Below are 14169 nucleotides of genomic sequence, written 5' to 3' on the forward strand. Positions count from 1 at the left end.
GCCGGGACGCTCAGCCTCGCGCGTAAGTCCTGAAAGCCGCGTTAACGAAGTTTCCGATTACGTCTGAGGCTTGTGTTTCCATTGCGGGTGAGGGGCTGTAATGTTTGGTTAATCCTTTCCGCGCCCGTGCGGCGCGCAGCAGAGGGCGGCTGCGCTTGGCTGGCCGCCCGGAGATCGTCGAATGTCGAAATCGGGCAAAATTCAGGACGCGGCCTCGGCTGCTCTGTCTGCGATCGAGGAGGCGCTCGATCTCGGCGCGCCGCCGGCGGCGGATGACGCCGCGCCGGCGACGAGCGCAGCCAGGACCGCGGCCCTCGACAAGGCCGACGAGCCGGCCAGGACGCCCCCTGCCCCGCAGCCGGCGCCCGGCCCCGCTCAGCCCAGCATCGCCCAATCAATGTCCCGTAAGACCGAGGCGCGCGAGCCCGCGAAGCCCGCCTCGCTCATCGGGCCGCCGATCGCGCCCGCCAACGACGATCGCCGCACCGTCGGCGAATTGCGCGCCGCGCTGCAAATTCCGCCCAACCGCTCGATCATGGGGATGACGTTCGCCTCCATCGCGCTCTGGGCGGTATGCTGGATTTTCTATGTCTACTTTCATCAAAGCGAGATCATCGAGGCCGACGGCGCGCTGCTCGCGCCCAAGCCCATCTTGGCCATTGCGGCGCTGGTCGGCCCGACAATCTTTCTGTTCATCACCGGCCTGATGGCGCGGCGCGCGCATGAAATGCGGCTCATCGCCAACTCCATGACGGAGGTCGCCATCCGCCTGATCGAGCCCGAAACCATCGCCACCGAGCAGGTCGTCTCCTTGTCGCAGGCGATCCGCCGCGAGGCGGCGTCGATGGGCGACGGCATCGAACGCGCGCTGGCGCGCGCCGGCGAGCTCGAGGTGATCGTGCGCACGGAGGTGTCGAATCTCGAACGCTCCTATACGGAAAACGAGCGCCGCATCCGCCTTCTCATCGACGAGTTGACCCGCGAGCGCGAGGCCATTCTCGTCAACGCCGACAACGCCCGCAATGCGCTTTACGGCGCCCGCGACTCCCTCTCGCAGGAGCTCTCGGCCACTTCGGCGCATCTCGCCGAGGCGGTCAGCGCGGCGGGCGCGCGCGTCACGTCCTCGCTCGGCTCGAAAGGCGAGGAGATCAAGCTGTCGCTCGAGAAAGCCGGCGACAATTTCGAATCCACCCTCGCTTCGCATGGCGGGCGCGTGATCAGCGTGTTGACCGAGACGGGCGACGCCGTGGCGGAGAAGATCGGCGGGGCCTCGGCGGATGTGAGCCGTCGCTTCACGGACGGCGTCGCCGAGGTCAGCGAGAAACTGCAAAAGGCGAGCGAGGCGGCGACGTCCGATTTCAGCGCCCGCAGCGCCGAGATCGTCCAACGCTTCGAAACGCTGGGAACGACGTTGACGGAGTCCGTCGGCAGCCAGGGGGACGCGCTGATCGCGCGTCTCGCCGAAACTGGCGGCGCCATTCAGGAGGCGGTGACGACGCACGGCGGCGCGCTCGACCGATCGCTCGCCGAGACCGCCGAACGGCTCACCACGGGCGTCGCTGACCAGGTGGAGAAGGCGCGATCCGTCTTCGAGGGCGCGGAAACGCGCCTTCTCGGCGCCATGGACGACGCCAACGCCAGGACTCAGCAGGAATTCGAGCAGCGCAGCCAGACGCTGCGCGAGTCGCTCTCCAAAACGATCGACGAGACCGCCGCGGCGCTCGCCAACCAGGGCGAGACGATTCAGGATCGCTTCGCCGACCTCGCGGCCTACGCCGTCTCGGCGCTCGGCGCGCATAGCGATCGCGTCAACGAGACGCTCGCCGAGCGGCTCGGCAATTTCGAGCGCGTCGTGCTCACCCGCGGCGAAGAAATGATCTCCCGGGTGACCGAACATGGCGGCCAGCTCGACGCCACGCTCGGCGAGCGGCTCGCCGCCTTCCAAGCGACGCTCTCGGAGAGCACGCAGCAGGCCGCCGAGCGCGTGAGCGAGCAGAGCGAGCGCGCCGCCCGCGACATCGCCCGCCACATCGTGGCGCTCGAGGCCGCCGTCGCCCAGCAGGGCGAGGACATCGCATTGCGCGTGACGGAGAGCGGCGCGAACGCCGCCGCCGCGCTATCGGATCAGGTCGCCCGGTTCGAACATGCTTTCGCGCAGCGCCACGAGGAGCTTGGCGCCCGCCTCGCCGATCAGGGCGAGCGGTCGGCCGAGACCCTCGCCGAGCGGCTCGCCGCGTTCCAGCACGCGATGGCGGCGCATACCGAAGAGGTCGGCGCCCACAGCGAGGCGATCGCCGCCCGCGTCACGGAACATGGGCAGCGCGCGCTCTCCAATCTCGCCACCGGCATTTCGGTCTTCGAAGACGCGGTCCTCCAGCAGAGTCAGGCCATCGCCGCCCGCGTCGTCTCCGAAGGCGACCGGGCGCACGCCCTGCTCGCCGATCGTCTCGCCGCTTTCGAAGAGAGCGTGTCTCGCCAGGGCGAGACGGTCGCCATGGTCGTCGCCTCCCAGGGCGAGCGCGCCACGAATGAATTGTCGCGGCAACTCGCCGCGCTGGAGGAGACGATCGCCCGCAGCGGCGCGCAGGTCGCCGACTTGATGTCGACGCAGGGCGGCCGCGCCGCCGAGGAGCTCGCCCGGCAGATCGCGACGCTCGAGGAGACCGTCGCCCGCAAGAGCGAAGAGGTTGCGGCGCTCGTCTCCACCCACGGCGAATTCGCCGCCGGCGAACTCGCGCGGCAGATCGCCGCGCTCGAAGAAGCCATCGTCAACAAGAGCGAGGAAGTCGCGAGCCTTGTGTCGACGCATGGCGAGCGCGCCACGGGCGAACTCGCCCGCCAGATCGCCACGCTCGAAGAGACGGTCGCCCGCAAGAGCGAAGAAGCCGCAACGCGCGTCGCCGAACAGGGCGACCGCGCCCTGACCAATCTCTCCGTGGGCCTCGCGTCGCTCGAGGACGCCATTCTGCGCCAAAGCGAAGCGGTCGCCGCGCGCGTCGCGCAGCACGGCGATCAGGCGACCGCCGCCATCACCGAGGGTCTCGCAGCTTTCGCCGACGCCGTCGCCCGCCACAGCGGCGACGCCGCCGACCGCATCTCCTCGAAGAGCGACGAGGTCAACGCCGCCTTCGCCAGGGGGCTCGCCGCCTTCGAAGACACTTTCCTGCGGCAGGGCGCGGAGATCGCCGAGCGCGTGCTCAACCAATCGCTTTCATCGAGCGAGGACCTTGCCGAAAAGCTGCGCGCCTTCGAGAACGCGGTGCAGCAGGCGAACGCCGAAACGGCGCGGCGCCTCGAAGAGGAAAGCGCCCGCGTGGCCAGCACGCTGGCGACCGGAGTCGGAAGCTTCGAGGAGTCGGTCAAGAGCCACGGGGACAACGTCGCCGCCATCGTGGCCGAACATGCGCATCGCGTCGACGAGCTGCTCGGCGAGCGCCTGACGGCGCTGGAGACGGCCGGCATGCTCGTCGCGCAGACAATGGAGACGACGCGCGAACGCGCCATGCAGGAATTCGAGTCGCATGGCGCCGCGCTGCGCGAAAATCTGCACCGCGTCGTCGAAGAGGCGAGCGCCGCGCTCGCCGACAATTCCGACCGGTTGCACGAACGTTTCGCCACGACGGCGGGCGACGCCGTCGTCGCGATCTCGACCCAGGGCGAGCGGCTCAACGAACTTCTGTCCGATCGCCTCGCGGCCTTCGAGAATTCCGTCGTCGCGCAGGGCCAGGACGTCGTCGTCGCCCTCGCGGAACATGGCGACCGCATCACCGCGACGCTGGGCCAGCAGCTCGGCCAGTTCGAAAGCGCCGTTCTGCGCGACGGCGAAGAGATCGCCGACCGTGTGGCCGCGAACGCCGCGCGGCTCACCGACGACGTGGCGCAGCGGCTCACGGTCATTGAAGAAGTCATTGGCGGCCGCGGCGCGGAGCTGGTCCAAAGCCTCGCGGAGCGGACGGAAGACGCCGACGCCCGCATCGGCGCGCAGACCGAAAAATTCGTCGCGAGCGTCGACGACCGGCTCAACGCCATCGACCACGCCATCGTCGAACAAGGCGGCGCGCTGGTCGACCGCATCGCGGCGCAGGCGACGCATCTCGCGGCGCAGATCGGCGATAATTCCCGCCACTTCGCCGAGGAGATCGAGGCGCGGCTGAGCGCGCTCGACGGCGCGGTGACGACCGGAGGCGGCAAGCTCGTTGAGGGCCTTGCAGCCCAATCCGACCGCCTGCTCAACCGCTTCGACGAGAAATCGCAGGAGCTCACCCAGGCGCTCGACGCCAAGCTCGACGCGCTGGATCAGACCATGAGCGTCAATAGCGGCGTATTCGCCGAAAAATTCTCCGAGCAGGTCGACCAGTTCGCCTCGCGCATCGGCGACAACTCGCGTCACTTCGCGAATGAGATCGACACGCGGCTCGAGTCGCTCGACGAAGCGATTTCGGTGCGCGGCGCCAAGCTCGTCAGCGAGCTCGACGCCACCGCGGTCTCCGCCTTCTCGCGCCTGAGCGAGGAAGTCGGAAAGCTGGCGAGCGACGTGAGCGCCAAGCTCGACGTGATCGACCACACGATCGGCGAGAAGGGCGAACAACTCGTCGAGAAGCTCGAGACCCGGGCAATCGACATCGCCTCCGCCATGGCGACGAAGATCGAAGCTTTCGAGAGCGTCAGCGACGCCCGCACCCGCGAGGCGGCGGAGCGCATCGAGGCGCTCGTAAAGCAGATGGACGCTGGCCTCGGCGCCGGCGGCCAGCGGCTGCAGGCCTCGCTCGCGAGCCACGCGCTGCAGGTCGCCCGCGTGATGGGCGAAGGCGGCCGCGAGGTCGTCCGCAGCCTCGATGAGAAGATCAAGGACGTCGATTCGGTGTTGCTGTCGCGCTCTTCCGAAATCGCCGAGACTTTGGCGACCAAGGCGTCGGAGATCAACGAGACGCTCGGCGGGCGCGCCAAGGATCTCGCCGACACGCTCGACGGACGCATCGAACTCTTTGAGAAAAACGTTGTCGAACGCCTCGGGGCCGTGTCGTCGGAGATCGACGAACGTGGCAGGGGCGTCATCGAGTCGATCGGGGCGCGGCTCGCGGACATCAACCACACGCTGTCGGATGCGCGGCGCGCGCTCGACACGACGCTGCATGCGCGCACGGGCGATCTCGGCAAGGCGCTTACCGAACGCGTCGTCGAGATCAGCGGCGCGCTCGACTCCCGACTGACGCAGATCCAGAGCGCGCTCGACGACAGGCTGGCGCAGATCGAGGCCACTCTGGGCGACCGCGGCGGCGCCGTGACCCATGAGCTGACGAGCGTCGGCGAGCTGATCGCCAACACGATCGAGACGCGGGGCGCGGCGATCGTTCGCCATCTCGGCGACAAGCGCGACGAACTGGCGGAGGCCATGGACCGCTCGGCGGCGTCGCTGACCACCGCCCTCGACGCCGGCGCGCAACACTCGATCGGCGCGCTGATCGCCATGAACGACAAGATCCGCGCCGAGCTGCCGACCGTGCTCGACAAGCTCGACCAGACCAACAGCTCGCTGCAGGGGATCATGGACAAGACGGGCGGCAATCTCGTCGCGCTCGAGCGCGCGCTGGGCACGCGGCTCGCCGAGTTCCAAACGGCGATCCGCGACGTCTCCAGCCAGGTCCAAAAGATCAACGAAGCCGCAAGCGGCACGGTCAACAGCGCCCATGACATCGTCGAGACGCTGACCCAGCGAGAGGAAACGCTCGTCCAGAGCGCCGCTCAGCTCGCCAGGAGCCAGCAGGCGCTCGACGAGGCCTTCGACGCCCGCCGCCGCTCGCTCGAGAACGTCATGGCCCTCGTCGACGGCAAGCGCGCCGAAGTCGAAACCGTCATGGCCGACTTCACGACGAAGATGGAGGAAGCGTTCCGCGCAATCGAGAACCGCTCGCAAGCCGTCGGCGGCGCCCTCTCGGCGACCACGCGCGAGACGGCCGCGCTCGTCGAGGCGCGCCTGTCCGATCTCCGCTCGGCCGCGGAGAGCCAAAGGGCCGAGACCGAGGAATCGCTGCGCGCCGCCTTCACAAAGGCCAATGACGAGATCAACCGCCTCTTCGGCGACGCGAGCGCGCGCTTCCAGTCGACGGCGGAAGAGATCCGCGCGCTGTCGAGGGACATTCATCGCGAGCTCGAGGAAACGCGCGACGAGGTGCGACGGGGGGCGGTCGAATTGCCGCGCGAAACCGCCGAACAGGCCTCGGCGCTGCGCCGCGTCGTCGGCGATCAGGTGAAGGCCCTCAACGAACTCACCGACCTCGTGGCGCGCTCCGGCCGCGTCTATGACGTCGCCGAGCAGGCCCCGGCCCCGCGCCGCCCCTATGAAGCGCCCCGCGCCGAACCGCCCCGCCCGCGCGTCGCCGCGCCGGCGCCGGCCCCCGCGCCGCGCGCGGCTGACGTCGCCGCCGGGCGGGACACGCAGGGCGGCTGGCTCAGCGATCTCCTCGCCCGCGCCTCGCGCGAAGAGGGCGACGAGAGCGGCCGCGGGCCGCGTCCGGCGCGGGCCGGCGCCGGAGCGCTCGACGGGCTGACGCTCGACATCGCGCGCATGGTCGACAATGCGGCCGTCGTCGAACTATGGCGGCGCTACCAGCGCGGCGAGAAGGGCGGCCTGTTCGGGCGGCGCCTCTATACGGCGCAGGGCCACCAGACCTTCGAGGAAATCCGCCGCCGCTACCGGCTCGACCCGGAGTTCCGCGCGACGCTCGACCATTACGTGCGCCACTTCGAGGAGCTGCTGCTCGAGACGAGCCGCGGCGACCGCGACGGCGGCAAGGCGCTCGACCTGCTCACGAGCGACGCGGGCAAGGTCTACACCATGCTCGGCCATGCGGCGGGCCGTTTCGAATAAGGAAAAAGGGCGCGGACCTGGTCCGCGCCCCGCACACCCTCTTACAGCGCGCCAATCGCCCGTTCGAAGGCCACTTCCGCCTGCAGGCTTTCGAGATCGCGTCCGAGCGTCGCCACGGCGAGTTTGCGGCCGCCCGCATAGAACGTCACCGCGCAATCGCCCGCCGCCGGATCGCCCGACAGCTCCGCCCGGTCCCAGGCCGGCGCATGGCCGACGTAGGAAATCGCCTGATCGTAGTGCTGGGACCAGAAGAAGGGCGCCGCCTCGAAGCGCTCGCGGCGCCCGAGCATGTTGCGCGCCGCGGTCTGGCCCTGCCGCTCGGCCACGACCCAATGCTCGACCCGAACGCGCTCGCCGGTGATCTTGTCGGGCCAGCGGGCGATGTCGCCCGCCGCATAGACGCCAGGCTCGCTCGTTTCCAGATATTCGTCGACCAGCACCCCCTTGTCGACGGCGAGGCCGGCGGCTTCCGCGAGCGCGACGTTCGGTCGGACGCCGACGCCAATGGCGACGACATCCGCCGCAAGCGCGCCGCCGCTCTTCAAGGTCAGCGCGTCAGCGCCAATCTCCGTCGCCGTGTCTTCGAGATGGAAGACGACCCCGTGGCTCTCGTGAAGCCGGCGGATATGGGCCCCGAGGTCCGGCCCCAGAATGCGGGCCATGGGAACGGCCTCGGGCGCGATGACATGGACCTCGAGCCCGCGCGCGCGTAATGAGGCGGCGACTTCGAGCCCGATGAAGCTCGCGCCAATGACCGCCGCCCGCTTCGCTCCGGCAGCCGCGGCGATGAGGCGGTCGGCGTCGGCGAGGCTGCGCAGATAATGAACATGCGACGCGTCCGCCCCCGGAATGGGCAGTCGCACCGGGTCGGCCCCGGCGGCGAGCAGCAGGGCGTCGAAACCAACGCTCTCGCCGCCCTCGAGCAGGATGCGGCGCTGCGCGAGATCGAGCGAAAGAACGCGCCGCCCGAGGCGCAGACTGACCCGGTTGTCGCGGTACCAGGCGGGATCGCGCAGCGGCAGCCAATCGGGCTGCGCCGAGCCGGCGAGATAATCCTTGGACAGATTGGGGCGGTCATAGGGCTCTGCGGGGTCCGCGCCGACCATTTCGATCGCCCCGTCATAGCCCTCGGCGCGCAGCGCATGCGCCGCGGCGAAGCCGGCGGCGCCCGCGCCGACGATGACGACGCTCCCCGGCGCGCGCGCCGGCGCAGTCTTGGGGGCCGCCGTCCTGATCCGCTCGCGGGCGAAAATCACGCCCTCGATCTGCTCGACCCGCCAGCGCGCCAGCGCGTCGAAGGCCGGCGCGCGCTCGGCCTCCCCGCTGCGCAGGCTGAAACAGGCGTGATGCCAGGGGCAGCGAATCGTCTCCCCGACCACGAGCCCCTCCGCCAGCGGCCCGTGGTAATGCGTGCAGAACGCGCCGACGACGAAGACCTCGCCGCCCTTGCGCACCATGATCGCGGCCTTGCCGGCGACATGCCCCCGCATCGGCGCCCCTTCCGCAACCTCGCCGGAAGCGATCCCAAGTGCGAAGTCGGGACCGATTATTTCTTCACCCTGCGACATTTACCCCCTCTTTCCGAGCCGTCGTGAACGCGGCCGCCTTAAGAAAGTTGGACTCCGGCGTCGCTTCGGCAAGCAGGCGGGACGACCGAATCACTCCGAGCGGGCGCCATGCCTGGCGATACACGCAATGCGGGACTTCGTGCTCGTATGGTTAACCAATTGGAAAGTTACAGTTCTCCTGGAGCCGATCAAAATGTGACATCGGCGCCACATTCGAGAAGACAAATGTCCGGAACCCGCGGTTTTGCCTAAGGAATAGGCATTTGCGCCCGAGATGAGCTTGAAGCAAGACCGAGGTGGCGTTGTTATCGGTGCAGTCTTCGCCTCCCGATACCGGAGTTCCTGGCATGAAGTGGTACTACCTCCCCATCGTGACCGCGGCGTCCCTCGCCGCCAGCATGGCCCTGGCGGCCGATCTGAAAACCAAGAAGGCGCCCGAAGCGCCGCCGCCGCCGCCGCCCGCCTGGCTCGATACGCTCACGATCGACGGTTACGTCGAGGGCGGTATCGCGATGAACTTCAACCAGCCCTTCAACAAGTGGAACTGGGGCCACCTCTATACGTCCGACGCCAACCAGCCGACCTTCAACGGCCTCGTGGTCACGATGCAGCGGCCGCTCGATCCGAAGTCGGACACCTATGACTTCGGTTTCAAGGCGCAGGTCCAGCTCGGCGAGGACATGCGCTACAACCATCTGACCGGGACGACCGAATACTGGATGCACACCGACACCCAGATCGGTCCGCTCGAGGCGAACGTTCAGGCCCATCTGCCCTGGAAGACCTTCCTGTCGCAGGGCGGCATCGACGTGAAGGCGGGCATTTTCCCGACGTACAATGGCGCCGAAGTCATGTACGCCAAGGACAACCTCTTCTACAGCCACTCCTACATCTTCAATTTCGGGCCCTTCCTCCACACCGGCGTCATGACCACGACGCATGTCCGCGACTGGCTCGACGTCTATGCCGGCGTCACGACCGGCGTGAACACCTTCATCGGCTGGCCCGGCGACAACAACGCCTCTCCGTCCTTCCACGGCGGTTTCGGCCTCAACCTGCTCGACGGCAATCTGACCATTCTCGGCATCGTCCACACCGGTCCGGAAAATCCGAAGCAGATCGGCGGTCCGTACAATCCGGGATTTGGCCTGCCCATCGCTTCCTGGCCGAACACGCCCTTCGCCTGCGTCTGTAACCCCAATTCCACGAACCGCACCTACGCCAACCTGACCACGACCTGGAAGGTGACGGAGAATCTGACGCTCATCACCGACATGGCCTTCAACCGCGAAAGCGGCTGGAACCCGGCCTCGGCGCTCGGCGGCGTTCCGCAGAATTCGTACTTCCTGTACGATCAGTTCTTCCCGAACTTCGTCGCCCCGACCGGCTTTCCGACGACCGCGCTCTCCTATCTCCCGCAATATCCCAAGGGCGCCGAGTCCTACGCGATCGCGCAATATGCGTCGTACAAGGTCAACGACATCTTCAAGGTCAATGGCCGCGTCGAATATTATCGCGACGCCAACAACTTCTTCGTCGCCGCCTATCCGGGCTATTTCGACGCGATCAATGCGCTGCACGGCTTCTTCTGCCCGTCCTGCATCTTCCGTCCGGCGAATGTCGGCACCAGCTATCTGGCGCTCACGATCGGCACGACGATCACCCCCGAGCTGCCGAAACTGCCGATCATCACCGGCTTGATCATCCGTCCGGAGTTCCGCTGGGACACCGCCGTGAACGGCACGACGCCCTTCTTCCGCGGCATCAATGGTCCCAACGGCAACGGCCAGAGCCGTTCGCAGGGCATGTTCAACATGGACGTGATCATCCCCTTCTCGCTGCTCTGAGCTTACGGACGGGGAACCAAAGAAAACAAAGAAGTCGGCGACGTCGTCGCCGACTTTCTTTTTTTGCCGCTCGTCCAATCAGCAGCGGCCGCTCCAGTGACGGATTCCCTTCGTGGCCTCCATGGGGCTGCTGGTGGTGAAGCACTCATGGCTGGCGGCGGGAGTAATATGGGCGTCGCCCGCAGGAACCGTCGCATAAAAATCGCGTTCCTGCTGCGCTGGGCGCCGAACGCCGTGATCGCGCCCCTGTGCAGTCGCCGAGGCGGCGAGGCAGACACAAGACAGAAGAGCAAGACACGCGGCGCGGCCGCGCAAAGTGAAAGACGACATGAGCGAATCCTTGGCTAATCTGTTTATTTGGCAACCAAGAGGCTGCAATTTTGTGCAGCGAACGATTAGATCGCAATCACAATGATTAAAATATATACAGAAGGCGCCAGTTCCAAAGAGCCACCCGGCGCCATGTTGCGCAGCCAGCTTGGAGCCAACGCGCTACGCCGGCGAGGCGCCAGGAGAGTTTTGAGTCTGTGAGCGAGGCGCTACTGCGGCGCTTCCTCGGGCGACTTGTCGTCCTTCATGACGACTTCGACGTCGGCGTCCTTGGTGGACTGGACCCGGAAGGTGTTCTGATAGGTCTTTCCCTCGTGGCGGGCGATGGCGACATATTCGCCTTCCGCCAGAACGAGCGAAGGGAAGGCGCCGATGAGCTCGCGAATGACGTCGCCGCCAGGGGTGAGGATCGAGAAGCTGGTATTCGCCAGCGCCTCGCCCCCCGGCGCCTTGACGAGCTTTAAGGTGATCGTCGCGGCGTGGTGTTTGAGCGTGGCTTCGATCAGCTTGCCCGCCGGCACCTTGAGATCGGCCGTCACCACGGAGTTCGTGGCGTTGTTGCCGCCCTGCGCGCCCTGGGTCGTGTCGAGCAGCGTCGACACGATGTGATAAGCGCCCTCCGGCAGGCAGATCGCCTCGTCGCCCTTGGCGTTGGCCAGAACGAGCTTGGCTTCGGAATTGCCGCGCTCGGGCACATAGATCGAAATCGAGAGGCGCTGCGGGGGGATTTTGCTCTCGCCCAGCATGTCGACGAGCTTCAGGGCGCCGGCGTTGAGCGGCAGGCGCTCGGAAACATGGCGCCCGTCCATCGCGACGCGCCGCGTGACGCCCGCGAGGCCGAAGCCGGCGTGGACGATATAGGCGCCGTCGGGCAGCGAGAAGGTCGGCGTCGCCTCCTCCGATTGCGCGACGAGCTTGTGCGATCCGTCCGCCTGAACCGCCTCTTCAAAGACGCGCCAGACCATGCCGCTGCGCACGGGCTGCGTATCGGCGGCCCCGAGGGTCGCGCTCAGGCGCAAGGTCCCGAGCCCCTCCGCATTGGGAGCCTTGGCCATCGCCGGGGGCGCATTCTGATCCGGCGGATGGCCGCTGCGCGCCAGCACAGGAGCCGCCACATGCGGCAGCGCCAAAACGAGAAGCCAACCGGCGGCTCGGACTCTCACGTTGCTCATGGCTCCCTCTATGCGCGCGATCGTGGCCATTTGTCGATCACGGTCCGCCGAACACCCGGTTGATGACGGGAATCTCGCCGGCCGCGGCGGTGACGAGGCCGGAGAAGCCGTCGCGGCGGACGCTCTGACAGGCGGCCTCGAGCGCGCTGCCTCGCGACGTCGGCGCGGCGTCGAGGGCGCCGACCTCGGCCGCCGCCGCGCCCAGCGCCAGCAGGGTGCGCGCCATCGCCCGCGCGGCCGCGCCCGCGGGAAGCGCCGCGTCGTCCATGGCGAGCGCCGCGAGGCGCGACGAGGCGCCCGCATAATCGCCCAAAGCGAACACGCCCGCCGGCGTCTGCGCGGCGAGGGCGACGATGCGGAGCGCGCCGGGCGCCAGCTCCGCCTCAGCCTCCCGCGCCGCCAGCCGCACCGAGAGCTGTTGGACGTCGACACGCCCTTCGCAGCCTTCGAGGAAAAATCCGTCGACCCCCGCAATAGCAAGGGCCGCGACGTCCTCCTCCGAGTCTGCGCTCCGCAATCCGGCGATCTGAATGTAGATGTCGGGCCGATTATCGCGCCGGCGCGCCGCCTCGATGAAGCCCCGCGCCCAATCCCGCGCTTCGTCGCGGGCCAGGCCGCCGGCCGGCCCGAGGCGCAGCAACAGCGCCGACGCCCCACTCGACAGCGCGTCGATCGCGGACTTCCGCCTGTCCGCCGATAGAACCAGAACGGAACGCGTCACCGCGCCGCCCCTGGGCAAGGCGACACGCCCTTAAACCGCGCATTTACCATAAACGCAGATGATCCCTTAACCTTGACTGTGGCGTTTACGGGGAAGCTTTCCATGATCATGCGTCATTTCCTGTCCTGGGCGCAGACGGCCAACGCCGCCCAGCGCGCGGAAGCGGCCGGGGCGCTGGCCCGCGCCTATCTCTATGCCGACCTCGACTCCTCGCAACGCCGCGAAGCCGAACTCACGTTGACATCGCTCGCCGAGGACTCCTCTCCGCTGGTGCGCCGCGCGCTCGCCGAGAATCTGGCGAGCGCCGTCGACGCGCCGCGCGCGCTCGTCTCCGCCCTCGCCTGCGATCAGTCCGACGTCGCGAGTCCGATCCTGTCGCGCTCGCCTTTGCTCTCCGACGCGGAACTCATCGACTGCGCCGCCATCGGCGACGTTTTCGCGCAAACCGCCATCGCCCTGCGCGCCCGCGTGCCCTCTAGCGTCTGCGCCGCGCTGGCGGAAATCGGCGCGCGCGAGGCGTCGATCTCGCTCGCAGTCAACCCTGGCGCGGAAATCACGGCGTTTTCGCTTTGCCGCATGGTCGAGCGTTTCGGCGACGACGGCGAAATGCGCGAGGCGCTGCTGTCGCGGCCCTGGCTGCCGGCGACCGTGCGCAACGCTCTCGTCAACGCCGCCGCCGCGAGCCTCTCCGCCTTCGTCGTCGACTGCGGCTGGCTGACGCAAGCGCGCGCCGAACGTCTGTCGCAGGAGGAACGCGACAAGGCCAATGTGGTCATCGTCGCAGACGCCGCCGAACAGGACGGCCGCCGCGGCGTGCGCGAACTCGTGCAGCATCTTTGCGCCTCCGGCCAGCTCACCGCCAGTCTCGTCCTGCGCGCGCTTCTCTCCGGCAATCGCGACCTCTTCGAGGCGACGCTGACAGAATTATCGGGCCTGCGCGAGGAGAAGGTCGCGGGCCTGTTGCGCGACTTCCGCGGCGCCGGCTTTGCGGCGCTCTACGCGCGCGCCGGCCTGCCGGAAAAATTCCTCCCGGCGTTTCGCGCCGCGCTCGAGGCGCAGCGCGACCACGCCATGGCGCCTCACAGCGACGCGCGGCTGTCGCTGGTTCTGATCGAGCACGTGCTCGCCGCCTGCGCCGCGATCGACAACGGCGAACTCGACCGGCTGAAAGCGTTGCTGCGGCGTTTCCAACGCGAAGCGGCTTTGGAGCAGGCGCGCCTCGAAACCGCGCGCCTCGCTGCGGACTCTCACATCCCCGAGGTTTTGCCCGCCGCCGCGATTTTGGAAACTCCCGCCCGCGCGCCGCTCATCGACCTCGACGCTTTCGACGCGGAGCTGCGCGAGGCGGCGTGAAGCAGCCCTTCAGTCCTTCTTCACGGCTCGCAGCACGAACGCCGTCAGCTCCTCCGCCGACGCATAGCTGATCCACTCTCCCGCCGGATAGGCCACGGCCACCGGCCCGTGCGCGCAGCGGCCGAGGCAGCCGGCGGCGGAGAGGCGGACGCCTTCGCGGTCCGCGGCGGGCAGCGCGTTCAGGGCCTCCTTGGCCTGGGCGAGCGCCGCCTTGGCGCCGTGATCCTCACAGGCGGGACGGCCGTCGCGCTTGTTGGCGCAAACGAAGATATGCAGCCGGAAAGGTTCGATCTCGGACACGCTTGCCGGG

Annotated in this window: 7 protein-coding genes; 3 read left to right on the plus strand and 4 right to left on the minus strand. The window is 68.0% G+C overall.

Annotation, left to right across the window (positions count from 1 at the left end; all coding sequences use genetic code 11):
• Nucleotides 1-181 precede the first annotated feature (181 nt).
• A complete protein-coding gene (locus RVU70_RS03340) occupies nucleotides 182-6868 on the plus strand; it encodes an apolipoprotein acyltransferase (protein ID WP_363349669.1) in 6687 nt (2228 codons plus the stop codon).
• Nucleotides 6869-6909: 41 nt separating this feature from the next.
• Here RVU70_RS03340 and RVU70_RS03345 read toward each other — a convergent pair whose 3' ends face one another.
• Nucleotides 6910-8436 carry an FAD-dependent oxidoreductase gene (locus tag RVU70_RS03345; RefSeq protein WP_363349670.1) on the minus strand — a complete coding sequence of 509 codons (1527 nt, stop codon included), beginning with the start codon at nucleotides 8434-8436 and terminating at the stop codon, nucleotides 6910-6912.
• Nucleotides 8437-8783: 347 nt separating this feature from the next.
• On the opposite strand from RVU70_RS03345, the gene RVU70_RS03350 reads away from it, so the two are divergent.
• A complete protein-coding gene (locus tag RVU70_RS03350) occupies nucleotides 8784-10283 on the plus strand; it encodes an outer membrane beta-barrel protein (RefSeq protein WP_363349671.1) in 1500 nt (499 codons plus the stop codon).
• A gap of 539 nt (nucleotides 10284-10822) precedes the next feature.
• On the opposite strand, the gene RVU70_RS03355 is transcribed toward RVU70_RS03350, so the two are convergent.
• Together RVU70_RS03355 and RVU70_RS03360 are read right to left on the minus strand one after the other, a co-directional pair.
• Entirely contained in the window at nucleotides 10823-11785 is a 963-nt protein-coding gene (locus RVU70_RS03355) for a hypothetical protein (RefSeq protein ID WP_363349672.1), read from the minus strand.
• A gap of 37 nt (nucleotides 11786-11822) precedes the next feature.
• Entirely contained in the window at nucleotides 11823-12506 is a 684-nt protein-coding gene (locus RVU70_RS03360; RefSeq protein WP_363349673.1) for an aldolase, read from the minus strand.
• Between the two features lie 102 nt (nucleotides 12507-12608).
• Here RVU70_RS03360 and RVU70_RS03365 point away from each other — a divergent pair, with 102 nt between their 5' ends.
• Entirely contained in the window at nucleotides 12609-13859 is a 1251-nt protein-coding gene (locus tag RVU70_RS03365; RefSeq protein ID WP_363349674.1) for a DUF2336 domain-containing protein, read from the plus strand.
• A 9-nt stretch (nucleotides 13860-13868) separates the two neighbouring features.
• Here the strand turns inward: RVU70_RS03365 and RVU70_RS03370 are convergent, their stop codons facing one another.
• The gene (locus RVU70_RS03370; protein ID WP_363349675.1) at nucleotides 13869-14159 is read right to left on the minus strand and encodes a (2Fe-2S) ferredoxin domain-containing protein; all 291 of its coding nucleotides are present in this window, start codon (nucleotides 14157-14159) and stop codon (nucleotides 13869-13871) included.
• Between the last annotated feature and the right edge of the window lie 10 nt (nucleotides 14160-14169).

The sequence above is a fragment of the Methylocystis echinoides genome (assembly GCF_040687965.1).
Classification (GTDB): Bacteria; Pseudomonadota; Alphaproteobacteria; order Rhizobiales; family Beijerinckiaceae; genus Methylocystis; species Methylocystis echinoides_A.